Source organism: Pseudomonas sp. 18-147, from assembly GCF_051048045.1.
GTDB classification, from domain to species: domain Bacteria; phylum Pseudomonadota; class Gammaproteobacteria; order Pseudomonadales; family Pseudomonadaceae; genus Pseudomonas; species Pseudomonas aeruginosa.
The window spans coordinates 6,350,616-6,375,618 of the sequence record NZ_CP182296.1 but is presented as its reverse complement, the minus strand read 5'-3'; the positions used below and the strand labels follow the sequence as shown (position 1 = coordinate 6,375,618).

22 protein-coding genes are annotated in these 25,003 nt (G+C 67.0%); 16 read left to right on the top strand and 6 right to left on the bottom strand.

Annotated features, from left to right (window positions below):
- The first annotated feature begins 5 nt into the window (after positions 1 to 5).
- Entirely contained in the window at positions 6 to 680 is a 675-nt protein-coding gene (locus ACM0M4_RS30070) for a DUF1028 domain-containing protein (RefSeq protein ID WP_003106037.1), read from the top strand.
- A 56-nt stretch (positions 681 to 736) separates the two neighbouring features.
- Positions 737 to 1,891, top strand: a complete 1,155-nt coding sequence (gene argE / locus ACM0M4_RS30065; protein WP_010793634.1) for an acetylornithine deacetylase — start codon at positions 737 to 739, stop codon at positions 1,889 to 1,891.
- On the opposite strand, the gene cdhR is transcribed toward argE, so the two are convergent.
- Positions 1,821 to 2,831, bottom strand: coding sequence for an HTH-type transcriptional regulator CdhR (gene cdhR / locus ACM0M4_RS30060; RefSeq protein WP_003114442.1), 1,011 nt, complete (start codon positions 2,829 to 2,831; stop codon positions 1,821 to 1,823). The two genes, argE and cdhR, sit on opposite strands and share 71 nt — an antisense overlap.
- 210 nt (positions 2,832 to 3,041) lie before the next feature.
- Between cdhR and ACM0M4_RS30055 the strand changes: the two genes are divergently transcribed.
- The 5 genes from ACM0M4_RS30055 (at position 3,042) to ACM0M4_RS30035 (ending at position 7,484) form a co-directional block, all read left to right on the top strand.
- Positions 3,042 to 3,980, top strand: a complete 939-nt coding sequence (locus ACM0M4_RS30055; RefSeq protein ID WP_003096718.1) for a choline ABC transporter substrate-binding protein — start codon at positions 3,042 to 3,044, stop codon at positions 3,978 to 3,980.
- A 72-nt stretch (positions 3,981 to 4,052) separates the two neighbouring features.
- Positions 4,053 to 4,937, top strand: a complete 885-nt coding sequence (locus tag ACM0M4_RS30050; RefSeq protein ID WP_003096716.1) for a 3-keto-5-aminohexanoate cleavage protein — start codon at positions 4,053 to 4,055, stop codon at positions 4,935 to 4,937.
- 50 nt (positions 4,938 to 4,987) lie between these two features.
- A complete protein-coding gene (locus ACM0M4_RS30045) occupies positions 4,988 to 5,953 on the top strand; it encodes an L-carnitine dehydrogenase (protein WP_003096713.1) in 966 nt (321 codons plus the stop codon).
- 50 nt (positions 5,954 to 6,003) lie between these two features.
- Complete coding sequence (locus tag ACM0M4_RS30040) at positions 6,004 to 6,483, top strand: thioesterase family protein (RefSeq protein ID WP_023116425.1); 480 nt, start codon at positions 6,004 to 6,006, stop codon at positions 6,481 to 6,483.
- A gap of 5 nt (positions 6,484 to 6,488) precedes the next feature.
- Positions 6,489 to 7,484, top strand: coding sequence for an acylcarnitine hydrolase (locus ACM0M4_RS30035; RefSeq protein ID WP_115288915.1), 996 nt, complete (start codon positions 6,489 to 6,491; stop codon positions 7,482 to 7,484).
- Here the strand turns inward: ACM0M4_RS30035 and ACM0M4_RS30030 are convergent.
- Positions 7,428 to 8,495, bottom strand: a complete 1,068-nt coding sequence (locus ACM0M4_RS30030; RefSeq protein ID WP_016562496.1) for a YeiH family protein — start codon at positions 8,493 to 8,495, stop codon at positions 7,428 to 7,430. The two genes, ACM0M4_RS30035 and ACM0M4_RS30030, sit on opposite strands and share 57 nt — an antisense overlap.
- 107 nt (positions 8,496 to 8,602) lie before the next feature.
- Here ACM0M4_RS30030 and ACM0M4_RS30025 point away from each other — a divergent pair, with 107 nt between their 5' ends.
- Together ACM0M4_RS30025 and ACM0M4_RS30020 are read left to right on the top strand one after the other, a co-directional pair.
- A complete protein-coding gene (locus tag ACM0M4_RS30025; RefSeq protein WP_003104838.1) occupies positions 8,603 to 9,496 on the top strand; it encodes a LysR family transcriptional regulator in 894 nt (297 codons plus the stop codon).
- Between the two features lie 268 nt (positions 9,497 to 9,764).
- A complete protein-coding gene (locus ACM0M4_RS30020) occupies positions 9,765 to 10,013 on the top strand; it encodes a hypothetical protein (protein ID WP_003096701.1) in 249 nt (82 codons plus the stop codon).
- 46 nt (positions 10,014 to 10,059) lie between these two features.
- Here ACM0M4_RS30020 and ACM0M4_RS30015 read toward each other — a convergent pair whose 3' ends face one another.
- Positions 10,060 to 11,163, bottom strand: coding sequence for a GlxA family transcriptional regulator (locus ACM0M4_RS30015; RefSeq protein ID WP_003096699.1), 1,104 nt, complete (start codon positions 11,161 to 11,163; stop codon positions 10,060 to 10,062).
- A 419-nt stretch (positions 11,164 to 11,582) separates the two neighbouring features.
- The gene (locus tag ACM0M4_RS30010; protein ID WP_003111339.1) at positions 11,583 to 12,959 is read right to left on the bottom strand and encodes an L-serine ammonia-lyase; all 1,377 of its coding nucleotides are present in this window, start codon (positions 12,957 to 12,959) and stop codon (positions 11,583 to 11,585) included.
- Between the two features lie 463 nt (positions 12,960 to 13,422).
- Here ACM0M4_RS30010 and ACM0M4_RS30005 point away from each other — a divergent pair, with 463 nt between their 5' ends.
- From ACM0M4_RS30005 to choV, 3 genes are read left to right on the top strand one after another with little or no spacing between them, the layout of a single operon-like run.
- Entirely contained in the window at positions 13,423 to 14,361 is a 939-nt protein-coding gene (locus tag ACM0M4_RS30005) for a choline ABC transporter substrate-binding protein (RefSeq protein WP_003104841.1), read from the top strand.
- A 41-nt stretch (positions 14,362 to 14,402) separates the two neighbouring features.
- On the top strand, positions 14,403 to 15,242 hold the full coding sequence (gene choW / locus ACM0M4_RS30000; RefSeq protein WP_003096692.1) for a choline ABC transporter permease subunit: 840 nt from the start codon (positions 14,403 to 14,405) through the stop codon (positions 15,240 to 15,242).
- Between the two features lie 3 nt (positions 15,243 to 15,245).
- Positions 15,246 to 16,424 (top strand): choline ABC transporter ATP-binding protein, encoded by a 1,179-nt coding sequence (choV, locus tag ACM0M4_RS29995; RefSeq protein ID WP_003096690.1) that lies wholly within the window; start codon positions 15,246 to 15,248, stop codon positions 16,422 to 16,424.
- 217 nt (positions 16,425 to 16,641) lie between these two features.
- Here choV and ACM0M4_RS29990 read toward each other — a convergent pair whose 3' ends face one another.
- Complete coding sequence (locus ACM0M4_RS29990) at positions 16,642 to 18,192, bottom strand: BCCT family transporter (protein WP_003104844.1); 1,551 nt, start codon at positions 18,190 to 18,192, stop codon at positions 16,642 to 16,644.
- A gap of 332 nt (positions 18,193 to 18,524) precedes the next feature.
- Between ACM0M4_RS29990 and betI the strand changes: the two genes are divergently transcribed.
- From betI to betA, 3 genes are all read left to right on the top strand, one after another.
- On the top strand, positions 18,525 to 19,118 hold the full coding sequence (gene betI, locus ACM0M4_RS29985; protein ID WP_003096684.1) for a transcriptional regulator BetI: 594 nt from the start codon (positions 18,525 to 18,527) through the stop codon (positions 19,116 to 19,118).
- 60 nt (positions 19,119 to 19,178) lie between these two features.
- Complete coding sequence (betB, locus tag ACM0M4_RS29980; RefSeq protein WP_003104846.1) at positions 19,179 to 20,651, top strand: betaine-aldehyde dehydrogenase; 1,473 nt, start codon at positions 19,179 to 19,181, stop codon at positions 20,649 to 20,651.
- 135 nt (positions 20,652 to 20,786) lie between these two features.
- Positions 20,787 to 22,472: a choline dehydrogenase gene (gene betA, locus ACM0M4_RS29975; RefSeq protein WP_003136284.1), complete on the top strand. Its 1,686-nt coding sequence runs from the start codon at positions 20,787 to 20,789 to the stop codon at positions 22,470 to 22,472.
- Between the two features lie 45 nt (positions 22,473 to 22,517).
- Here the strand turns inward: betA and ACM0M4_RS29970 are convergent, their stop codons facing one another.
- The gene (locus ACM0M4_RS29970; RefSeq protein ID WP_003096677.1) at positions 22,518 to 22,922 is read right to left on the bottom strand and encodes an acyl-CoA thioesterase; all 405 of its coding nucleotides are present in this window, start codon (positions 22,920 to 22,922) and stop codon (positions 22,518 to 22,520) included.
- Positions 22,923 to 23,209: 287 nt separating this feature from the next.
- On the opposite strand from ACM0M4_RS29970, the gene ACM0M4_RS29965 reads away from it, so the two are divergent.
- A complete protein-coding gene (locus ACM0M4_RS29965) occupies positions 23,210 to 24,526 on the top strand; it encodes an MFS transporter (RefSeq protein ID WP_003104851.1) in 1,317 nt (438 codons plus the stop codon).
- The last annotated feature ends 477 nt before the right edge of the window (positions 24,527 to 25,003 follow it).

Below are 25,003 nucleotides of genomic sequence, written 5' to 3'. Positions count from 1 at the left end.
GCGCCATGACCTTTTCCATCGTCGGCCGCTGCGCCGAAACCGGCCAGCTGGGCATCGCCATCAGCTCGTCGAGCATCGCCGTCGGCGCCCGTTGTCCCTGGCTGCGCGCCGGCACCGGCGCGGTGGCTACGCAGAACATCACCCTGCCGGCGCTCGGCCCGCAGATCCTCGACCGCCTCGACCAGGGCCTGGCCCCTGGCGAAGCGCTGGACCAGGCGCTGAGCAGCAACGGCTATGGCCAGTATCGCCAGGTCACGGTGATCGACCAGCACGGCCGCACCGCGTTGTTCACCGGCCGCGAGGCGCTCGGCGTCCACCATGCGCGGGCCGGCGAACAATGCGTGGCGGCCGGCAACCTGCTGGCCGCGCCGGAAGTGATCGAGGCGATGGTGGATGCCTTCGAGAACGCCGAAGGCCTGCTCGCCGAGCGCCTGCTGGCGGCGATGCGTGCCGCGCTGGCCGCTGGTGGCGAAGCCGGGCCGGTGCATTCGGCGGCGCTGTCGGTGGTCGGCGACCTGCTCTGGCCGGTGGTCGACCTGCGCGTCGACTGGGCCGAGCACGACCCCATCGGCCAGCTCGAGCGACTGTGGCTCGCCTACAAGCCGCAGATGCAGGACTATGTGACCCGCGCCCTCGACCCGACCCGTGCGCCGAGCTACGGCGTGCCCGGCGACGAGTGAGCGGGTCGTTCCCTTCCTCGACGGCGCAGCGCGAGACCTGCGCCCTGGAGCCCGACATGCCCGGCAGCCGCGACATCCTCGCCGACCTGGTGGCCTTCGACACCGTCAGCCGCGAGTCCAACCTGGCGCTGATCGACTACGTCCGCGACTACCTGGCGGGTTTCGGCGTCGACAGCGAACTGTTCTTCGACGCCGACGGCCGCAAGGCCAATCTCTATGCCACCATCGGCCCCAGCGACCGTGGCGGCGTCTGCCTTTCCGGGCATACCGACGTGGTGCCGGCGGACGGCCAGGCCTGGAGCGTGCCGCCGTTCCGGCTCAGCGAGCGCGATGGCCGCCTCTACGGGCGTGGCACGGCGGACATGAAGGGCTACCTGGCCTGCGTGCTGGCGGCCGTCCCGGCGTTCCTCGCCGCGCCGTTGCGCCTGCCGGTGCACCTGGCGTTCTCCTACGACGAGGAAGTCGGCTGCCTGGGCGTCCGTTCGCTGCTCGCGGCGCTGGAGCGGCGTCCGCACAAGCCGTTGCTGTGCATCATCGGCGAGCCCACCGAGCTGAAGCCGGTGCTCGGCCACAAGGGCAAGCTGGCCATGCGCTGCGAGGTGCACGGCGCGGCCTGCCATTCGGCCTACGCGCCGCAGGGGGTGAATGCCATCGAATACGCCGCGCGGCTGATCGGCCGCCTCGGCGAGATCGGCGCGCGCCTGGCGGTGCCGGAGCGCCACGACCGGCGTTTCGACCCGCCCTACTCGACGGTGCAGACCGGACTGATCCAGGGCGGCCGGGCGCTGAACATCGTGCCCGCCGAGTGCCGCTTCGACTTCGAGGTCCGCGCGCTGCCGGCGGACGACCCGCGGCAGGTCGCCGAGGAACTCCGCGACTATGCCGAAAGCGAACTGCTGCCGCGGATGCGCGCGGTGGAGCGAAGTACCGATATCCGCTTCACGCCGCTATCGGCCTATCCCGGCCTGCTCACCGCAGACGACAGCCAGGCGGCGGAGCTGATCGGCCTGCTCAGCGGTTCGACGGATTTCTCCACCGTGGCCTTCGGCACCGAGGGCGGGCTGTTCCAGCAGGCCGGTATCCCGGCGGTGATCTGCGGTCCCGGCAGCATGGACCAGGGCCACAAGCCGGACGAGTTCGTCAGCCTCGCTCAGCTCGAGGCGTGCGATGCCCTGCTGGCGCGCCTGGCGGCGTGGCTGCGGGAGCCTTGAGCGGCAGCACCGCGCGATCCTGGCTGGGACTGGCGGCGAAGCGCGCGCGGTAGCTGCGGGAGAAGTACGACGGCGACTCGAAGCCGCAGGCCAGGCTCACCTGTAGCACGCTGAGGTCGGTCTGGCGCAGCAACTGGCGGGCCTTGTCCAGGCGCAGGCCGAGGTAGAAGTTCGAGGGCGTGTCGTCCAGGTGCACGCGGAACAGCCGTTCCAGCTGGCGGCGGGTGACCTGGATGCGCTCGGCCAGCTCCAGGGTGGTCAGTGGCGGCTCGGTATGCCGCTCCATCTCGCCGATCACCTGCACCAGCTTGCGGTTGCTCACGCCATAGCGGGTCGCCACCTGCAGGCGCTGGTGGTCCTGGCGCGGGCGGATGCGGCCGAGCACGAACTGCTCGGAAACCTGCACCGCCAGTTGCGGACCGTGGGCCTGGGCGATCAGGTCGAGCATCAGGTCGATGGAGGCGGTGCCGCCGGCCGAGGTGATGCGCGGACCGTCGATCTCGAACAGCTCCTGGGTCACGCTCAGTTGCGGGTAGGACTCCTGGAAGGCGTCGATGGCTTCCCAGTGCAGGGTCGCGCGGCGCCCGTCGAGCAGACCGGCCTCGGCCAGCACCACGCTGCCGGTATCGATGCCACCGAGGGTCACGCCGTTGCGATCGAGCTTGCGCAGCCACTGCACCAGTGCCGGGGTGACCGCCCGCAGCGGCTCGAAACCGGCCACCACGAACAGCAGGTCGCCTTTCTTCAACGGCTCCAGCGCGCCGTCGCTGTTCACCGACATGCCATTGCTGGCCAGCACCGGACCGCCGTCGGCGCTGAGCACGTGCCAGCGGTAGAGGTCGGCGTGGAAGCGGTTGGCCACTCGCAGTGGCTCCACGGCGGAAACGAAGCCCATTACCGAGAAGCCGGGCAGCAGGAGAAACCAGAAGTCCTGGGACATGGGGCGCTCCGGGGTTGAGGTTGCGCAGCCTGTGTGTAGCGCAGGCCCGCCGCGCTTGGCAATGGCCAGGTCGCTGCAGTGCAAGAGCTGGTCGCCGCAGTGCGCTTCGCCGCCGTCCCGGCTGCGTACCTTGGTCGCCAGGGTCGGTCTCGCAAGGGGCCGGCGCCCACCTCGCAGAAAAACAATCAATAGCCGCACGAGGGGAGACCGATGAAGACGACGATTCGCCAGCTGGGCTGCGCCCTGCTGATCCTGGCCAGTGGCGCCGCCCTGGCCGCCGAACCCGAGCAGTGCCGCACGGTGCGCCTGGGCACGGTGAACTGGACCGACGTGGTCGCCAGCAGCGCCGTGGCCGAGGCCTTGCTCGACGGCCTGGGCTACCAGGTGAAGCAGACCAGCGCCTCGCAACAGATCGTCCTGGCCGGCCTGGCCGACAAGCAGCTGGACCTGTTCCTCGGCTACTGGCAACCGACCATGCAGCCGGTCGCCAGGCCTTACCTGGACAAAGGCCGGATCGAAGTGATCGAGCCGCCGACCCTGGCCGACGCGCAGTCCACCTATGCGGTGCCGAGCTACGTCGCCGAGGGCGGGCTGAAGACCTTCGCCGACATCGCCCGCTTCAAGGACAAGCTTGGCGGCCGCATCTACGCTATCGAGCCGGGCAGCGGCTCGAACCGCATCACCCGGAAGATGATCGACGACAACCGTTTCGGCCTGAAGGGCTTCCAGCTGGTGGAGTCCAGCGAGGCCGGGATGCTCACGGCGGTGAAGCGGGCGATCAAGCGCAAGCAGTGGGTGGTGTTCTTCGGCTGGAAGCCGCATCCGATGAACCTGCAGATCGACATGACCTACCTCACCGGCAGCGAGGATGTGTTCGGTCCCGACGAAGGCGCGGCCACCGTCTCCACCATGACCGCCGCCGGCTACCAGGCGCAGTGCGGCAATGTCGCCCGGCTGCTGCACAACCTGCGCTTCAGCAGCGCCCAGGTCAGCCAGGTGATGGCGCCGATCCTCGATCGCACCCAGCCCCTCGACGCCGCGCGGCAGTGGCTGAAGGCCAACCCCGAGCCGCTGAAGGCCTGGCTGGATGGCGTGAGCACCTTCGACGGCAAGGACGGCCTGGCCGCGCTCCAGGCCTCGCTGAAGTAACCCGCACCTATCCGTTCCGCCCGGCGCGGCCGGGCGGGGCTTCGTACACCCCGAATACAGGAAGCTACCACCGTGAACCATGAAGTCATCGTCACCTGCGCGGTGACCGGCGCCGGCGATACCGTCGGCCGGCATCCGGCGATCCCGGTCACTCCGAAACAGATTGCCGAGGCCGCCATCGAGGCGGCCAGGGCCGGCGCCACCGTCGCCCACTGCCATGTCCGCGACCCCGCCACCGGCAAGCCCAGCCGCGACGTGGCACTGTACCGTGAAGTGGTCGAGCGTATCCGCGAAAGCGACACCGACGTGATCATCAACCTCACCGCCGGCATGGGCGGCGACCTGGAGATCGGCAAGGGCGAGCAGCCCCTGGAGTTCGGTGCCGGCACCGACCTGGTCGGCCCGCTGGAGCGGCTCAGGCATGTCGAGGAGCTGCTGCCGGAAATCTGCACCCTGGACTGCGGCACCCTCAATTTCGGCGACGGCGACTACATCTACGTCTCCACCCCTGCGCAACTGCGCGCCGGCGCCCGGCGCATCACCGAGCTGGGGGTCAAGGCCGAGCTGGAAATCTTCGATACCGGCCACCTCTGGTTCGCCAAGCAGATGCTCAAGGAAGGGCTGCTGGAGGATCCGCTGTTCCAGATCTGCCTGGGCATTCCCTGGGGCGCGCCGGCCGATACCACGACCATGAAGGCGATGGCCGACAACCTGCCGCCGGGGGCGACCTGGGCCGGCTTCGGCATCGGCCGCACGCAGATGCCGATGGTCGCCCAGGCCATGTTGCTGGGCGGCAACGTGCGGGTCGGCCTGGAGGACAACATCTGGCTGGACAAGGGCGTGCCGGCGAGCAACGGCAGCCTGGTGGAGCGCGCCATCGAGATCATCGAGCGCCTCGGCGGGCGCGCCCTGAGCCCGGCGGAAGGGCGCCGCAGGATGAACCTGAAGCCGCGCTGATTTCTTCCTCCCCGCCCCGTCGGGGGCGGGAACAACTTCTGGAGATGTTCATGTCCTTCGTCACCGAGATCAAGACCTTCGCCGCCCTCGGTAGCGGCGTCATCGGCAGCGGCTGGATCGCCCGCGCCCTGGCCCACGGCCTCGACGTCGTCGCCTGGGATCCGGCGCCGGGCGCCGAAGCGGCGTTGCGCGCGCGCGTCGCCAATGCCTGGCCGGCCTTGCGGAAACAGGGCCTGGCGCCCGGCGCGGCGCAGGAGCGCCTGCGCTTCGTCGCGAGCATCGAGGAATGCGTGGGCGACGCCGATTTCATCCAGGAGAGCGCCCCCGAGCGGCTCGACCTGAAGCTCGACCTGCACGCCAGGATCAGCGCCGCGGCGCGGCCCGACGTGCTGATCGGTTCCTCCACCTCGGGCCTGCTGCCCAGCGAGTTCTACGCCGAGGCGAGCCACCCCGAGCGCTGCCTGGTCGGCCACCCGTTCAACCCGGTCTACCTGCTGCCGCTGGTGGAGGTGGTCGGCGGTGAACGCACCGCTGCCGAGGCCGTGCGGGCGGCGATGCGGGTCTACGAATCGCTGGGCATGCGTCCGCTGCACGTACGCAAGGAAGTGCCCGGCTTCATCGCCGACCGCTTGCTCGAGGCGCTCTGGCGCGAGGCGCTGCACCTGGTCAACGACGGCGTGGCCACGACCGGCGAGATCGACGATGCGATCCGCTTCGGCGCCGGCCTGCGCTGGTCGTTCATGGGCACCTTCCTGACCTACACCCTGGCCGGTGGCAACGCCGGCATGCGCCACTTCATGGCGCAGTTCGGCCCGGCGCTGCAATTGCCCTGGACCTACCTGCCGGCGCCGGAACTCACCGAAGCCCTGATCGACCGGGTGGTGGAGGGCACCGCCGAGCAGCAGGGCGCGCGCAGCATCGCCGAGCTCGAGCGCTACCGCGACGACTGCCTGCTGGCGGTGCTCGGGGCGATCAGGGAAACCAAGGCCCGGCACGGCTTCGCCTTCGCCGAGTGACATGACGCGCCTTCCGCCCCGCCGGGCGTAGCGCAACCACGGAGCCTGCCATGAGCCAAGCCCTGACGACCTACGAGACGCCGGTCCTGCCCGAGTGGGTGGACTACAACGGCCACTTGCGCGATGCCTTCTACCTGCTGGTGTTCAGCTACGCCACCGATGCGCTGATGGCGCATATCGGCCTGGACAGCCAGAACCGCGACGCCAGCGGACACTCGCTGTTCACCCTGGAATGCCACCTGAACTTCCTCCATGAGGTGAAGGAGGGCGCCAGGGTCGAGGTGCGTACGCAACTGCTCGGTCACGATCGCAAGCGCCTGCATATCCACCATGCCCTGTACCTGCCTGGCAGCGGGCAGGCGCTGGCGCTGAGCGAGCAGATGCTGCTCCACGTCAGCCTCGACGGCCCGCGCTCGGTACCGTTCGAAGGCGAGGTGCTGGCGCGGGTCGAGGCGCTCGCCGAGGCACATCGCGCGCTCCCCGTGCCGGAAGGCGTCGGTCGGGTGATCGGCCTGCCGCCGGTGCGCTGAGCGCGATGGCTGCGAAGTATCCGCTGTCTCCGGCGATGTGGCGCTTCGTCGAGCACAGCCGGGCGTTCGCCAGCGACAGTCCGCGCCTGGATGCGCAACGTGCGGCCTACGCGCGGATGTGCCAGGCGTTCGCGCCGCCGCGCCCGGCCGGTTTGCGGGTGCTCGACTCCTGCTTGCCGGCCGCGCCGCCGGTGCGCGTGCGCCGCTATCGCCCCGACCGCCCGGCACCGCCCGGTGGCTGGCCGGCGCTGCTCTACCTGCACGGTGGCGGCTGGATGCTCGGCGGCCTCGATTCACACGATTTCATCTGCGCCGACCTGGCGGCGCGCCTGGGCCTGCTGGTGCTGGCGGTGGATTACCGACTGGCGCCGGAGCATCCGTTCCCGGCGGCATTGCAGGATTGCCTGCGTGCCTGGCAGGCGCTGAGCCTGGGCGAGCTGGACGAAGCGCTGGATGGGCGACGCCTGCTGGTGGCCGGCGACAGCGCCGGCGGCAACCTGGCGGCGGCGCTGTGCCTGGCCCTGCGCGATAGCGGCGCGCCGTCGCCGGCCGCGCAGATATTGCTTTATCCCTTGCTGTCCGCTGCGCCATCGCCCTCGCGGATCGACTGCGCCGACGCGCCGTTGCTCGGCCTCGGCGATGTGCAGGCGTGCCTGGACGCCTACCTGCCGCTGGCGGCGCTGCACCGACAGCCGCTGGCGCTACCCCTGGAGGCCGCTGATTTCACTGGCCTGCCGCCGGCCTTCGTGGCGGTTGCCGAATTCGATCCGCTGCGCGACGACGGCGAGCGCTATGGCGCAGCGCTACGCGCGGCGGGTGGCGAGGCAGGGTTCTATCCGGGAAGCGGGCTGGTCCATGGCTGCCTGCGCGGCCACGGCATCGATGAGGTGGAAGCCCTGCACGAGGCCTTGCGGCGGGCCGTGCAGGGCTTCCTGGCGGAGGACTCAGGCGAGCGCCAGGCGGGTGAGGAATCCACCGCCGAGCACCAGCCAGGCGAATAGCAGGGCGGCCAGCAGCAGCGGCTTGAGGCCGGCGCGGCGGATCGCCGAGAGGTGCGTGCCGAGGCCGAGGCCGGCCATTGCCATGGCCAGGAGGAAGGTGTCGAGGTCGTTGACGTGGCTGACCAGCGCCGGCGGCAGGCTGACCAGTGAGTTGAGCCCGGCGACCAGTACGAAGCCGACGGCGAACCAGGGAATGGTGATCTTGGTCGCGCCGCTGTGCTGCCGGCGGTGCGCCTTGTCGCGTGCCAGCCAGGCCGAGAGCAGGATCAGGAAGGGCGCCAACATCATTACCCGGACCATCTTGGCGATCACTGCGGTATCCGCTGCCTCGATGCCGATCGAGCGACCCGCGGCGACCACCTGGGCCACCTCGTGCACCGTGGCACCGATGTACACGCCCCAGGTGCCAGGGTCGCGCGGTAGCAGCCCCCAGTCCTGGTCGAGCTGGAACAGCGCCGGATAGAGGAAGATGCCCAGGGTGCCGAACACCACCACGGTGGAAACCGCCACCGCGACCTGTTCGGCGCGGCCACGCACGACCGGCTCGGTGGCCATCACCGCGGCGGCGCCGCAGATCGAACTGCCGGCGCCGATCAGCAGGGTGGTGGTGCGGTCCAGGCCGAACAGCCGGTTGCCGAGCAGGCACGCCAGGCCGAAGGTGCTGGCGAGCATCAGGACGTCCAGCAGCACGCCGTGCAATCCGACGCCGGCGATGTCCTGGAAGGTCAGGCGCAGGCCGTAGAGGATGATCCCGGCGCGCAGCAGGATCTGCTTGGAGAAGCCGACGCCGGCGGCGCTGCCGGCGGCGATCCGAGGGTACAGGGTGTTGCCGACGACGATGCCGAGCACGATGGCCAGGGTCAGCGCGCTGATGCCGTTGTGCTGCAACCATTGCGAACGACCCAGGAGGATCGCCACGCCGGCCAGGGCGGCGCTGAGCAGCAGGCCGGGGATGAGTTTCTGGACCTGGGCCAGGGGTCTGGTACCGGTCTTGACGGGGAGGGTGTGCATCCTTCGCTCCTCAGGTGAGGTCACGGGACGCAGGTTAGGTAGCGTGCATGAATTTGTGAAACGAATAGTTTCTGTATTAAATACCTGAAAAACAGGTAGGTGAGTCCATGGCCCTCAGTTTCCGTCAGCTCCAGATCTTCTGTGCGGTGGCTCGCTGCGGCAGTACCACGGCGGCGGCGGAATCCATCTCGCTGTCGCAGTCGGCCACCAGCGCCGCGCTCAACGAGCTGGAATCGCAGCTTTCCACGCGCCTGTTCGACCGGGTCGGCAAGCGCCTGCAACTGAACGAGGTCGGCCGCCGCTTCCTGCCCCAGGCATTGCGCCTGCTCGACGGGGTGGCGCAACTGGAGCAGCAGTTCGCGGTTTCCGCCGCGCCCCAGGCGAGCCTGACGGTGGCGGCCAGCAGCACCATCGGCAACTACGTGCTGCCGCGCCTGCTGGCCTCCTTCGAGCGGGAGCAGCCGGGCGTGAGGGTCAACGCCAGCATCGGCAACACCGGTTCGGCGGTGCAGGACGTGGTGACCTTCGCGGCGGACATCGGCCTCATCGAAGGCCCCTGCCACGAGCCGGGCCTGCGGGTGGAGCCCTGGCTCGAGGACAGCCTGATCGTGGTGGCGGCGCCCGGCCACCCGCTGGCCTCGCGCACCCAGGTCTCCCGCGAGGCCCTGCGCCGCGCGCGCTGGCTGCTGCGCGAGCCCGGCTCGGGCACGCGCGAGGAGGTCAGCCACGCCCTGCTGGGCCACCTGCATTACCTGGAAGACAGCCTGGACCTGGGCAGCTCCGAGGCGATCAAGCACAGCGTCGCCGCCGGGCTGGGCATCAGTTGCCTGTCGCGCTGGGTGGTCGAGGAACAGTTGGCCTCCGGCGCGCTGGTCGAACTGCGCAGCAGCCTGCCGCCGTTGCGCCGGCGCTTCTACATGCTGCGCCAGCGCGACAAGTTCCTCTCGCCGGGCTTCGAGCGTTTCTGGGAACACTGTCGGGCGGGACTCGGCGCCGGCTAGCTGGCTTCCGGCAAAAAAATCCCCCTGCCGCGCCCGACGCGCGGAGGGGGATGAAAAAGGAGCCAGGAACGGCCCTCAGTGTGAGTCTGGCGTTTTCCGGAAGCCGTCCGCTGCATTCCGCAAGCCGCTGGAGGCGATTGTGGCGGTGTCGCTGGCGGTCGAATTAGCCGAAAACGACCTGCCCATGTCCAGGCGGGACAGCCCCCTTGCCGGGAGCGACGTGGGCTCAGCAGAATCGATGGCAATCCCCATCGAAGGAGCTGCCGCGATGATGCACGCCGATCTGATCGACCAGGACGATTTCCGCGAACGCCTGCAGGCGCTGGGCTTCAGCGTGCCGCCGGACTCGACTCCGGAGCAGGCCTGCGAATACGCCGTGCGCGGCCTCAGCCCGGAGCGCGCCCAGGCGCTGCGGCGGCTGGTGGAGGACATGCTCGGCGGGCACGCCACGCTGCTCCCGGCGGTGCGCGAGGCGATTTCCCGGCAATTGCTGCCGGCGCTGGTGCCGCGGGGCTGACAAGGCCCTGCCCGCTCCCGTGGACGGGGCGGGCAGGGACGCGCCGTCAGATCCGCACGCTGGCGAAGGTCGACTCGCCCTGCGCCTGGCTCAGGGCCGACAGCGCCGAGGAGTTGGGCATCAACGCCAGGTCCTGCGGGATCGGCATCAGCACCACCGGCTGGCCCAGCGGCTGGCCCTGGCGCTCGTCGCGCGGCGGGATGCCGAAGTACTCGCGGTAGCACTTGGAGAAGTGCGGGGTGGAGACGAAGCCGCAGACCGAGGCCACCTCGATGATCGACATGGACGTCTGCTTGAGCAACTGGCGGGCGCGGATCAGGCGCAGCTTCAGGTAGTAGCGCGACGGCGAGCAGTGCAGGTACTTCTGGAACAGCCGCTCGAGCTGGCGACGCGAGACGTTGACGTAGACCGCCAGTTCGTCGAGGTCGATCGGTTCCTCCAGGTTGGCCTCCATCAGCGCGACGATCTCCTGCAACTTCGGCTGGTTGGTGCCGAGCATGTGCTTGAGCGGCACGCGCTGGTGGTCCTGCTCGTTGCGGATGCGCTCGTAGATGAACATCTCGGAGATCGCCGCCGACAGCTCGCGGCCATGCTCGCGGCCGATCAGGTGCAGCATCATGTCCATCGGCGCGGTGCCGCCGGAAGAGGTAAAGCGGTTGCGGTCGATGGAGAACAGGCGGGTGCTCATGGCCACCCGGGGGAAGGCTTCCTGCATCGCCGCCAGGCATTCCCAGTGCACGCTGCAATCGTAGCCGTCGAGCAGGCCGGCGCGGGCCAGCGCCCAACTGCCGGTGCACACCGCGCCGAGGCGCCGACCCTGGCGGGCCTGGGCCTGGAGGAAAGTGACGTGCTCGCGGGTGACGCTGCGCTGGATGCCGACGCCGCCGCAGACGATCACGCAATCCACCGCCGGGGCGTTGTCGGTACCGGCGTCGGGGGTGATCTGCAGGCCGTCGCTGGCCCAGACCTGGCGGCCGTCCAGGCTCAGCGTATGCCAGCGGTAGAGTTCGCGTCCCGAGAGCTGGTTGGCCATGCGCAACGGTTCCACCGCCGAGGCCAGGGAGATCAGGGTGAAGTTGTCCAGCAGCAGGAAGCCGATGGACTGCGGATTTCGGTTCTGTGGTGGGACTCCGGGCGCGTACGTGGTCATGGGTGTATCTCCTCACGCTGAGCAAGCAGGCCTCTCACGAGGCTTTTTTTATGATTGTTGGAATTTCCGGGTGGCTGCTTGGGCCACGCCGTCGGCGTTGCTTGTAACCAGAGCAAGGCAAATGCCATGCCTATATTGATTGGGCGTTCAATCAAAAAAGCCGGAAGGCTTTAGCCCGGTATTTCCCCTCGGACCTGGCACAACGACAGCATGGGCGACGGCTGGCGGCGCGCCGCGCGCCTGGGCATTTCGGTAGCACCAGGGCGGCCCCCGGCGAGAAGGCGGGGCAGCGGCCGTGGCGACAAAGGTAACGACGGGCGGCGAGCCGTTACTCCGCAGTGTGACGGATGACGACCGCCCGGTCACGCGTCATATGCGCCAAAAAGTGGCGTCTCGATCGTTTCGTGAGCAATTCCGGTTCAGCACTCGATGGCGTTCACCGCCAGGCCCCCGCGCGAGGTTTCCTTGTACTTGTCGTGCATGTCGGCACCGGTGTCGCGCATGGTGCGGATCACCTTGTCCAGCGAGATGAAATGCTGGCCGTCGCCGCGCAAGGCCATTTGCGCCGCGTTGATGGCCTTCACCGCGGCGATCGCGTTGCGCTCGATACAGGGCACCTGGACCAGCCCGCCGACCGGGTCGCAGGTCAGCCCGAGGTTGTGCTCCAGGCCGATCTCGGCGGCGTTCTCGACCTGCGCCGGGGTGGCGCCGAGGACTTCCGCCAGTCCGGCGGCGGCCATCGCGCAGGCCGAGCCGACCTCGCCCTGGCAGCCGACCTCGGCGCCGGAGATCGAGGCGTTCTTCTTGCACAGGATGCCCACCGCGGCGGCGGCCAGCAGGTAGTCGACGACGTCGCGGTCCTGGGCGTCGGGATTGAACTTCATATAGTAGTGCAGCACCGCCGGGATGATCCCCGCCGCGCCGTTGGTGGGCGCGGTGACCATGCGCCCGCCGGCGGCGTTCTCCTCGTTCACCGCCAGGGCGAACAGGTTGACCCATTCCATGGCGCTGAGGGTCGAGCCGATCACGTTGGGCTTGCCGATCTCCTGCAGGTTGCGGTGCAGGCGCGCGGCGCGGCGTTGCACGTTGAGCCCGCCGGGAAGGATGCCTTCGTTGCGCAACCCGTTGTCGACGCAATCGCGCATCGCCTGCCAGATGCGCCGCAGGCCTTCGCGGATGTCGGTCTCGCTGCGCCAGATGCGTTCGTTGGCCAGCATCAGCTCGGATACCCGCAGGTTGTGGCGCTTGCACAGCAGCAACAGTTCCTCGGCGCTGGAGAAGTCGTAGGGCAGCACCGTGTGGTCCTGGTCGAGCTGTCCCGAGGCGGCCTGTGCCGCATCGACCACGAAGCCGCCACCCACCGAGTAGTAGGTCTCCTGGTGCAGTTCGCCTTGCTCGCCGTAGGCGACCAGGGTCATGGCGTTGGGGTGGTAGGGCAGGTTCTCGTCGAGCAGGCGCATGTCGCGCACCCAGTCGAACGGTACCGCCACGCGGCCGTCCAGTTGCAGCAGGCCGCTATCGAGCAGGGCGGCCATGCGTGGGGCGATCTGGGTCGGGTCGATACGATCCGGCCATTCGCCCATCAGGCCCATGATCACCGCGCGATCGGTGCCGTGGCCGACGCCGGTGGCGGACAGCGAGCCATACAGGCGCACTTCGAGACGCCGCACCGCCGACAGCGCCTGGCGCTGGCGCAGGGCAGCGGTGAACAGCGCGGCGGCGCGCATGGGGCCGACGGTATGCGAACTGGACGGGCCGATACCGATCTTGAAAAGGTCGAACACACTGATAGCCATGCCGGCCTCCGGGATTGCCGCGGCATCCGTGCCTGCGTAGTGGGGGTGGCGGCTCCTCCGCCCGCGATTCCTGCGCATCATCGGGCTTTCCCCGGGGCGGGCCGCATCCGCCACCGACCCGGCCATGTCCAAAAGCGCCGCGTCCGCGCCCGGATCGGGGAACCTCTGCGGCCGAGGGGCGTCTGCACCTGCACGGCGTCGGAATGAGAACGGGCTCGCGCCGCTCCGAAAACGGCATCCGCTGGTCGCCGGCAAAGACCACTATGATTGAATGCGACACAGCGGGTACTGAATGCGACCCCGCCTGCACTGGTTGCGACCCACCCTGTAGGCGACGGATGCGTCCTGTTTCATGATCGTTCACGAATTGCCCGCTGAGGGCCGCTACCGGTCGGCCCGATACAGACAGACCGCCGCGCCCTTCGGGGTAGCGCCGGCGCCTTACCCTGCAGAGGAGTTCGCTATGAAAGGTTGCAAGTCTTGGCTGCTGGCCGTGTCTCTGTGCGCACCGCTGGCAGCCCAGGCCGCGGAGCCCGAATCCTGTGCGTCGGTGCGTTTCGCCGACGTCGGCTGGACCGACATCACAGTGACCACTGCGGTCACCCGCCAGGTCCTCGAGTCCCTCGGCTACAAGACCAAGGTCAATCTGCTCTCGGTGCCGGTGACCTACCGCTCCCTGGCCAACAACGACCTCGACGTATTCCTGGGCAACTGGATGCCCACCATGACCAACGACATCAAGCAGTACGCCGAGAAAGGTACGGTCGAGACACTGCGCGCCAACCTGGAGGGCGCCAAGTACACCCTGGCGGTTCCCCAGTACGTCTACGACGGCGGCCTGCGCAGCTTCGCCGATATCGCGAAGTTCTCCGACAAGCTGGGCAACAAGATCTACGGCATCGAGCCGGGCAACGACGGCAACCGCGTCGCCCAGAGCATGATCGACAAGAACGCCTTCGAACTGGGCAAGTTCAAGTTGGTGGAATCCAGCGAGGCGGGCATGCTCTCGCAGGTGCAGCGGGCCATCCGGCGCAACCAGTGGGTGGTGTTCCTCGGCTGGGAGCCGCACCCCATGAATACCCGCTTCCAGATGAAGTACCTGGAAGGCGGCGACGACTTCTTCGGCCCCAACTATGGCGGCGCGACCATCTACACCAACGTGCGCAAGGGCTACGCCCAGGAGTGTGCCAACGTCGGCCAACTGCTGAAGAACCTCAGCTTCACCCTCGAGATGGAGAACAAGCTGATGGACGCGGTACTCAACGAAAACAAGAAACCCGAGGAAGCCGCTAAGGCCTGGTTGAAGGATCACCCGGAACAGCTGGATGCCTGGCTGGCCGGTGTCACCACGCGCGACGGGCAGCCTGCCGCAGCCGCGGCCAAGCTGGCGTTCGCCAAGTAGGCGACCGGTCGTTCATTTCCCGCTCTTGATGGACCCTGATTATGTTCCTGACTGATCACAAGCTCCCGCTGGGAGAGCAGATCGCCGGTTTCGTCGACTGGCTGACCCTGCATGGCGCATCGTTCTTCGACAAGATCTCCGACACCCTGGAGTTCCTCATCCATGGCGTCACCAACGGCTTGCTCTGGTTCAACCCGTTGGTGCTGATCGCCTTGCTGGTAGGGCTGGTGCATTTCATCCAGCGCAGCTGGGGGCTGACCGTGTTCGCCCTGGCCTCGTTGCTGCTGATCCTCAACCTGGGCTACTGGCAGGAGACCATGGAAACCCTCGCCCAGGTGATATTCGCCACCCTGGTGTGCATCGCCGTGGGCGTGCCGCTGGGCATCGTCGCCGCGCACAAGCCGTGGTTCTACACCGCGCTGCGGCCGTTGCTGGACCTGATGCAGACGGTACCGACCTTCGTCTACCTGATCCCGACCCTGACCCTGTTCGGTCTCGGCGTGGTGCCGGGCCTGATCTCCACGGTGATCTTCGCCGTCGCCGCGCCGATCCGCCTGACCTGCCTGGGTATCCAGGACGTTCCGGCGGAGCTGCTCGACGCCGGCAAGGCCTTCGGCTGCTCGCGCTGGCAACTGCTGACGCGCATCGAGCTGCCGCACGCGATGCCGAGCATCGCCGCCGGCATCACCCAATGCATCATGCTCTCCCTGTCGATGGTGGTGATCGCCGCGCTGGTCGGCGCCGATGGCCTCGGCAAGCCGGTGGTGAACGCGCTGAACACCGCCGACATCTCCCTCGGCTTCGAAGCCGGCCTGGCCATCGTCCTGCTCGCCATCCTGCTCGACCGGGTGTGCAAGCAGCGCGCCGTGAAGGGGAAATAAGCCATGACCGCGATCCGATTCGACCATGTGGACGTCATCTTCGGCACCCACACCAAGGAAGCCCTGAAGCTCCTCGACCAGGGCCTCGGCCGCGCCGAGATCCTCAAGCGCACCGGCCAGGTGCTCGGCGTCGAGGACGCCTGCCTGGACGTCAACCGCGGCGAGATCTGCGTGCTGATGGGACTTTCCGGCTCCGGCAAGTCGAGCCTGCTGCGCTGCATCAACGGCCTGAACAAGGTCAGCCGCGGCAAGCTGCTGATCGAGCACGAAGGTTCGCAGGTGGACATCGCCAACTGCTCGCCGGCGACCCTCAAGGCCATGCGTACCAAGCGCATCGCCATGGTGTTCCAGAAGTTCGCCCTGATGCCCTGGCTGACGGTGGCCGAGAACGTCGGCTTCGGCCTGGAGATGCAGGGCCGCCCGGCCGCCGAGCGGAAGAAGCTGATCGACGAGAAGCTCGAGCTGGTCGGTCTCTCGCAGTGGCGCGACAAGCGTCCCGACTCGCTCTCCGGCGGCATGCAGCAGCGCGTCGGCCTGGCTCGCGCGCTGGCGATGGATGGCGACATCTTGCTGATGGACGAACCGTTCTCGGCCCTCGACCCGCTGATCCGCCAGCAATTGCAGGACGAACTGCTGGTGCTGCAACGGCAACTGCACAAGACCATCGTGTTCGTCAGCCACGACCTCGACGAGGCGCTGAAGATCGGCACCCGCATCGCGATCATGAAGGACGGCCGGATCATCCAGCACGGCAAGCCGGAAGAGATCGTGCTGAGCCCCGCGGACGACTACGTGCGTACCTTCGTCGCCCATACCAACCCGCTCAACGTGCTGTGCGGCCAGAGCCTGATGCGTGGCCTCGACCAGTGCATCCGGCAGAACGACGAGATCTGCTTCGACCAGGGCCGCGACTGCTGGATCGGTCTCAGCGAAGGCGACGTGCTCAAGGGCGCGCGCCAGGGCAGCAACGTCATCGACCTGCAACGCTGGCGCCAGGGCGATCCGGTGGAGAAGCTGCGCCGCGAACCGACCCTGGTGGATGTCAGCATCCGTATGCGCGATGCCCTGCAGATTCGCTACCAGACCGGCCACAAGCTGGTCCTTCAGGAGCAGGACAGGGTGGTCGGGGTGCTCGGCGACAGCGAGCTGTATCACGCGTTGCTGGGCAAGAACCTCGGCTGATCACCCTCGGCCCGCTCGGGGCCGCTGCGAATGCCCGGCGCTGCCGGGCATTCGCGTTTACCCTCCGCGCTTTTTCCGCCTGCTCTTCCTGTCCCACACTCCTGCGCGTCGGTTCCTGCGGCATGCGCCGGGCGCCGGGTGGCAGAAAAGAAAGGCCCGGCGAAACGCCGGGCCAAGTACGCACCTGATTGGCGAGGGCGCCCTAGCGGCGCCGGGTTCAGGTCTGGGGCTGGGTTGGCGCCGGCACCGGCTGGTAGGTGCGGCGGTCGCCGACCTGGGCCTCGTAGTCGGCGCGCATGGCCTTGTGCAGGCCGAACATGAACAGGATCAGCACCGCCGAGAACGGCAGCCCGGCGAGCACCACGACGGTTTGCATCGCCGTGAAGTTACCGGCGAACAGCAGGCCGATGGTGACTAGCGTGACGACGGCCGACCAGAGGATACGCAGCCAGTTCGGCGCGTCCTCGTCCAGCTCGCCGCCGCTGCGCGAGAGATTGGCCAGCATCACCGAGCCGGAATCCGCCGGGGTGAGGAACAGCACGAAGCCGACGAAGATCGACAGGCCGATGACGATCTTCGACAGCGGATAGTGTTCCAGCAGCAGGTAGATCGACATCGACGGCTGTTCCAGCGCGGCCTTGCCCAGGTCGGTCGCGCCGTGGTTCATCACCAGGTCCAGGGCGCTGTTGCCGAATACCGACAGCCAGGCCAGGGTGAAGCCCAGCGGGATCAGCAGCACCCCGCAGACCAGTTCGCGCACGCTGCGACCGCGGGAGATGCGGGCGATGAACATACCGACGAAGGGCGCCCAGGAAATCCACCAGGCCCAGTAGAACAGGGTCCACAGGCCCAGCCATTCCTCGCTCTTGCCGGCGCCGGCACCGGTGTAGACGTAGAGGTCGAAGGTCTTCAGCACCAGGCCGTCGAGATAGTCGCCGAGGTTCTGTACGAAGCCGTTGAGCAGTTCCAGGGTCGAACCGCAGACCAGCACGAACAGCAGCAGCGAGCTGAACAGCACGATATTCAGGTTGGACAGCCGGCGGATGCCTTTCTCGACACCGGAGACCGCCGCCAGGGTGGCGACCAGGCTCATCGCCAGGATCACCGCCAGCAGGGTGCCTTTGCTGTGCGGCATGCCGGTCAGGTACTCGAGACCGGACGACACCTGCAAGGCGCCGATGCCCAGGTTGGTCACCAGCCCGAGAAGGGTGACGAAGATGCCGAAGCAATCCACCGCATGGCCCGCGGCGCCTTTCACCCAGCGCTCGCCGAGGATCGGATAGAGCGCCGAGCGCAACGCCAGCGGCTGGCGATGGCGGTAGGCGAAATAACCGACGGCGAGGCCGACCAGGGCATAGATCGCCCAACCGTGCAGGCCCCAGTGGAGGAAGGTCAGTTGCAGCGCCTGGCGCGCCGCCTGAGGGCTGCCGGGAACGCCTTCGGGTGGATGGTAGAGGTGGTCGATCGGCTCGGATGCGGCGAAGTAGAGCAGCGAGATGCCGATCCCGGAGGAGAACAGCATGCCGGCCCAGGCGCCGTAGCTGAAGTCCGGCTTTTCATGCTCCTCGCCGAGCTTGAGGGTGCCGAAGCGCGAGAAGGCCACCCAGGCGACGAAGAACAGGTAGGCGCCGATGGCCAGCATGTAGTACCAGCCGAAGCTGTGCGACAGCCACGCCTGGATGCGGCCGAGCAAGGCTCCGGCGCTGTCGGGATAGAGGATGAGGGCGGCGGTCAGAACCAGGATCAGTGCGGTCGAGCCGAAGAACACGATCGGATTCAGACGTACCTGCTCGTTTGTTTTTATTGGCGAAGCAGTACTCATTGGAGGATGACCCCATGGCAGTGAAAGCATGGCGGCTTATGGCCGCGGACTACAGACACAGCATTGCCACCCCACTTGAAGCCCGGATTCTGCGATCCTTGGCGGACTTCGGCGACGAGGTGATGAACGGCGCGGGCCAGGTTGCACGCAGGCTGGGAGCCGCTCATGGACGCCGAGCTTATTCTTAGTTGATTGAACGTTCAATAAAAACAAAATAGACTGGCCACCAATGACGTCGGTCGGTGCCCGCACGCACCCATCGACGAGAGGAGATAGCAATGCCCAAGGTCGGTATGCAGCCCATCCGCCGCTCGCAACTGATTCACGCCACCCTGGAGGCGGTCGATCAGGTCGGCATGGGAGACGCCAGCATCGCCCTGATAGCCCGCCTGGCTGGTGTTTCCAACGGCATCATCAGCCACTACTTCCAGGACAAGAACGGCTTGCTGGAAGCGACCATGCGGCACCTGCTCAGCGCCTTGAGCAAGGCCGTACGCGAACGCCGCGCGGCGCTCTACGACGACAGTCCGAGGGCGCACCTGCGAGCCATCGTCGAAGGCAACTTCGACGACAGCCAGGTCAATGGTCCGGCGATGAAGACCTGGCTGGCGTTCTGGGCGACCAGCATGCACCAGCCGGCACTGCGTCGATTGCAGCGGGTCAACGACCATCGCCTGTATTCGAACCTGTGCTACCAGTTCCGCCGCCAGCTCTCGGCGGACGACGCCCGCGCCGCGGCACGCGGCCTGGCGGCCCTGATCGACGGCCTGTGGTTGCGTGGCGCGCTGACCGGCGACGCCTTCGATACCGACGAGGCCCTGAACATCGCTTACGACTACCTCGACCAGCAGTTGGCAAAACAGTCGGGGTAGGGACGAAAACCCCCGCGGCGCCGCCTTGCGCCTGCGATACCGATAAGAGAGGACTGCAACATGGCCCGATTCGAAGAACAGAAGCTCTACATTGGCGGTCGCTACGTGGAGGCCAGCAGTGGCGCCACCTTCGAGACCATCAACCCGGCCAACGGCGAAGTGCTCGCCAAGGTCCAGCGGGCTTCCAGGGAAGACGTCGAGCGGGCCGTGCAGAGCGCCGTCGAGGGGCAGAAGGTGTGGGCGGCGATGACCGCCATGCAGCGCTCGCGCATTCTCCGTCGCGCCGTCGACATCCTCCGCGAGCGCAACGACGAACTGGCTGCCCTGGAAACCCTGGATACCGGCAAGCCGCTGGCGGAAACCCGCTCGGTGGACATCGTCACCGGCGCCGACGTGCTCGAGTACTACGCCGGCCTGGTCCCGGCCATCGAAGGCGAGCAGATTCCCCTGCGCGAAACCAGTTTCGTCTACACCCGCCGCGAGCCGCTGGGCGTGGTCGCCGGCATTGGCGCCTGGAACTACCCGGTGCAGATCGCCCTGTGGAAATCCGCCCCGGCCCTCGCTGCCGGCAACGCGATGATCTTCAAGCCCAGCGAAGTCACCCCGCTGACGGCCCTCAAGCTGGCCGAGATCTACACCGAGGCCGGCGTGCCGGACGGCGTGTTCAACGTGCTCACCGGCAGCGGACGCGAAGTCGGCCAGTGGCTGACCGAGCACCCGCTGATCGAGAAGATCTCCTTCACCGGTGGCACCTCCACCGGCAAGAAAGTCATGGCCAGTGCTTCCAGCTCGTCGCTGAAGGAAGTGACCATGGAGCTGGGCGGCAAGTCCCCGCTGATCATCTTCCCCGACGCAGACCTCGACCGCGCCGCCGACATCGCCGTCATGGCCAACTTCTTCAGCTCCGGCCAGGTCTGCACCAACGGCACCCGGGTGTTCATCCACCGTTCCCAGCAGGCCCGCTTCGAAGCCAAGATACTGGAGCGCGTGCAGCGCATCCGTCTCGGCGACCCGCAGGACGAGAACACCAACTTCGGCCCGCTGGTCAGCTTCCCGCACATGGAAAGCGTGCTCGGCTACATCGAGTCCGGCAAGGCGCAGAAGGCTCGCCTGCTGTGCGGCGGCGAGCGTGTGACCGATGGAGCGTTCGGCAATGGCGCCTACGTCGCGCCGACCGTGTTCACCGATTGCAGCGACGACATGACCATCGTCCGCGAGGAAATCTTCGGCCCGGTGATGAGCATCCTGGTCTATGACGACGAAGACGAGGCGATCCGCCGCGCCAACGATACCGAGTACGGCCTCGCCGCCGGCGTCGTGACCCAGGACCTGGCCCGCGCCCACCGCGCCATCCATCGCCTGGAAGCCGGCATCTGCTGGATCAATACCTGGGGCGAGTCGCCGGCGGAAATGCCGGTCGGCGGTTACAAGCAATCCGGTGTCGGTCGCGAGAACGGTCTCACCACCCTGGCTCATTACACTCGCATCAAGTCCGTGCAAGTGGAGCTGGGCGACTACGCCTCGGTGTTCTGAGCCTCGACGCAGCGCTCGAACCCCTAACCAGGCCGGTCCCAGGCAACGCTCCCTGACACCGGCCATTCCGAACTTCCAGACACCGGCGCGCCAGCGTCGCGGCCGGTGTCATGCCGAGAAAAGAGGAAGGCCTGCATGTCCCAGGAATTCGACTACATCATCATCGGAGCCGGCTCTGCCGGTAACGTACTCGCTACCCGCCTCACCGAAGATGCCGACGTCAGCGTCCTGCTGCTCGAAGCCGGCGGTCCCGACTACCGCTTCGACTTCCGCACCCAGATGCCGGCGGCCCTTGCCTTCCCGCTGCAGGGGCGGCGCTACAACTGGGCCTACGAGACCGACCCCGAGCCCTACATGAACAACCGCCGCATGGAGTGCGGTCGCGGCAAGGGCCTGGGCGGCTCCTCGCTGATCAACGGCATGTGCTACATCCGCGGCAACGCCCTGGACTTCGACGGCTGGGCCAAGGAGCCGGGCCTCGAGGACTGGAGCTACCTCGACTGCCTGCCGTACTTCCGCAAGGCGGAAACCCGGGACATCGGTCCCAACGACTACCATGGCGGCGACGGCCCGGTCAGCGTGACCACGCCGAAGGCCGGCAACAACCCGCTGTTCCATGCGATGGTCGAGGCCGGCGTGCAGGCCGGCTACCCGCGAACCGATGACCTCAACGGCTACCAGCAGGAAGGCTTCGGCCCCATGGACCGGACCGTCACCCCGGAGGGCCGTCGCGCCGCCACCGGGCGCGGCTACCTGGACCAGGCCCGCGGCCGGCCCAACCTGACCATCGTCACCCACGCCCTGAGCGACCGCATCCTGTTCAGCGGCAAGCGCGCCATCGGCGTCTCCTACCTGGTGGGCAACGGCGACAACCCGGTCACCGCCCACGCCCGCCGCGAAGTATTGGTGTGCAGCGGCGCGATCGCCTCGCCGCAATTGCTGCAACGCTCCGGCGTCGGCCCGGCGGCCCTGCTGCGCGACCTGGACATCCCGGTGGTGCATGACCTGCCGGGCGTCGGCGCCAACCTGCAGGATCACCTGGAACTCTACCTGCAGTACGCCTGCAAGCAGCCGGTGTCGATCTACCCGGCGACCAAATGGTGGAACCAGCCGGCCATCGGTGCCCAGTGGCTGTTCCTCGGCAAGGGCCTCGGCGCCAGCAACCAGTTCGAGGCCGGCGGCTTCATCCGAACCCGCGAAGCGTTCGAATGGCCGAACATCCAGTTCCATTTCCTCCCGGTGGCGATCAACTACAATGGCAGCAAGGGCGTGCAGGAGCACGGCTTCCAGGCGCACATGGGCTCGATGCGCTCGCCGAGCCGCGGGCGCATCCACCTGAAGTCCAGGGACCCGCGCCAGCATCCGAGCATCCTGTTCAACTACATGTCCCACGAGCAGGACTGGCAGGAGTTCCGCGACGGCATCCGGCTGACCCGCGAGATCATGAACCAGCCGGCGCTGGACCCCTATCGGGGCCGCGAGTTGAGCCCAGGGGTGAACGTGCAGTCGGACGCCGAACTCGACGAGTTCATCCGCAACCATGCTGAGACCGCTTTCCACCCATCCTGTTCGTGCAAGATGGGCAGCGACGACATGGCGGTGGTCGATGGCCAGGGACGGGTCCATGGCATGGAAGGACTGCGAGTGGTGGATGCGTCGATCATGCCGCTGATCATCACCGGCAACCTCAATGCCACCACCATCATGATGGCCGAGAAGATCGCCGACAGGATCCGCGGTCGCCAGCCGCTGCCGCGCAGCACGGCGAAGTACTACGTGGCCGGGGATGCGCCGGTACGCGGCAACCCCGTGCGGGCCTGAGGAACGCGCAAACAAGAACGCCGGCGATAGCCGGCGTTCCTGCGTCTAGCCCCGGCGTGGCGGGACCGGGCGGGTGCGCCCGCTGCCATCGATGGCGACGAACACGAACACCGCCTCGGTGACTTTGCGCCATTCGCTGGACAGCGGGTCGTCGCTCCACACCTCGACCAGCATGCGGATCGAGCTGCGGCCGACTTCCAGGGTCTGGGTATAGAAGGAAAGCTGGGCACCTACCGCGACCGGCACCATGAAGGCCATGCGGTCGATGGCGACGGTGGCGATACGGCCGCCGGCGATCTTGCTGGCCATGGCGGTTCCCGCCAGGTCCATCTGGGATACCAGCCAACCGCCGTAGATATCGCCGAAACCGTTGGTTTCGCGCGGCAGCGCGGTAATCTGCAAGGCCAGGTCTCCCTGGGGAATGGGGTCTTCTTGTTCAAGCTCGATCATAGGTAAGGGCCTCGTGCCCCCCGGATTTCTTGTTCAAGCGCGGTTTAGGGGAAAACTCTCCCAAAACGCCTGCCGGTGCAAGGTCTTGGGACAGCTTTCAGAGGCGCCCGGGCATTATATAGAGGAGTAGGGCAGCCGACGACCGCCCGGTTCTCTCTTCGACCGACTGTGTGGACATTCGTCGATTTGCTATGGTTTCGCTCCTGCGTCCCCGGGTCGCAGGTCGACACGCCTGCCGGTCGAACCCCGCTCATGCTTGCTGAACGAATAAAGAGAACAATCCCGACATGCCATCCGCGAATGCTCCCGAGGCGCCGGCCCAGCGTCCATTGACCCGCAGCGACTACAAGACCCTGTCCCTCTCCGCCCTGGGTGGAGCGCTGGAGTTCTACGACTTCATCATCTTCGTGTTCTTCGCCACCGTGGTCGGCAAGCTGTTCTTCCCGGCGGACATGCCGGAATGGCTGCGTCAGCTGCAAACCTTCGGCCTGTTCGCCGCCGGCTACCTGGCGCGGCCGCTGGGCGGCGTGATCATGGCCCACTTCGGCGACCTGCTCGGGCGCAAGCGCATGTTCACCCTGAGCATCTTCATGATGGCGGTGCCGACCCTGATCATGGGCCTGCTTCCGACCTACGCGCAGATCGGCATCTGGGCGCCCCTGGCGCTGCTCCTGCTGAGGGTGATCCAGGGCGCCGCGATTGGCGGGGAGGTGCCGGGGGCTTGGGTCTTCGTCGCCGAGCATGTACCGGCACGGCATGTCGGTTATGCCTGCGGGACGCTGACTTCCGGCCTGACGGCGGGCATCCTGCTGGGCTCGCTGGTGGCTACTGCGATCAATAGCTTCTATAGCGCGACAGAGGTGCAGGACTACGCCTGGCGGATTCCCTTCCTGCTCGGCGGGGTGTTCGGCCTGTTCTCGGTCTACCTGCGCCGCTGGCTGCACGAGACGCCGGTATTCGCCGAGCTGCAGCAGCGCAAGGCGCTGGCAGAGGAAGTGCCGTTGAAAGCGGTGGTCCGCGATCATCGTGGCGCCGTCCTGGTGTCGATGCTGCTGACCTGGGTGCTGTCGGCCGCGATCGTGGTGGTCATCCTGATGACCCCTACCGTGCTGCAGAGCGTATACGGCTTCGATGCCGCCACGGCGCTCAAGGCCAACAGCCTGGCGATCGTCTGCCTGACCCTTGGCTGCATCGTCGCCGGGCGCATGGCGGATCGTTACGGCGCGGGACTGACTTTCGTTGCCGGTAGCGTGCTGCTGGCGCTGGTGTCCTGGAGCTTCTACGGCAACCTCAAGGCCCACCCGGACTGGCTCTTTCCTTTATATGCACTGACCGGCTTCTTCGTCGGCATCGTCGGCGCCGTTCCCTACGTGATGGTCAATGCGTTCCCACCGGTTGTGCGTTTCTCCGGCCTGTCCTTTTCCTACAACCTGGCCTACGCCATCTTCGGTGGGCTGACGCCGATGGCGGTGGCCCTGCTGCTCAAGCAGAGCCCGATGGGGCCGGCTTACTACGTGGTCACTCTGTGCCTGGTCGGCTTCCTCGTCGGGCTCTACCTGCTGGCGCAGAAAAAGCCGGCTGGCGAGGCGGTTTCGGTGGGCTGAAAGCGCTTCCGGCGGTTATTTGAATTATTTTTGAAATAATCGTTGACGCCAGTTTCTATCTCCCTATAATGCGCACCACTCCCGGCGACGACGAAGAGTAAATGCTTGAAAATCAAGGATTTACGGATTCTCTCCCAGGGGTGGTGAAGCGCTCCGGCAGGTTGTCCGCCGCAGCGGTTCGGTCCCGAAAGGGGCTCGAAACGAAGCTTCATCGAGGTGCTTGACAGCGAATTTGAACGCTGTAGAATGCGCCTCCCGCTGATCGGAAGATGGTTTGAAGGTCGGCGCAAGCGGTTGAGTAGAAAAGAAAATTTTCGAAAATAACGCTTGACGGAACGAGAGGTTGCTGTAGAATGCGCGGCCTCGGTTGAGACGAAAGCCTTGGCCAACTGCTCTTTAACAAGTCGAATCAAGCAATTCGTGTGGGTGCTTGTGATGTAAGACTGGTGATCGCAAGATTATCAGCAGCGCAAGTAA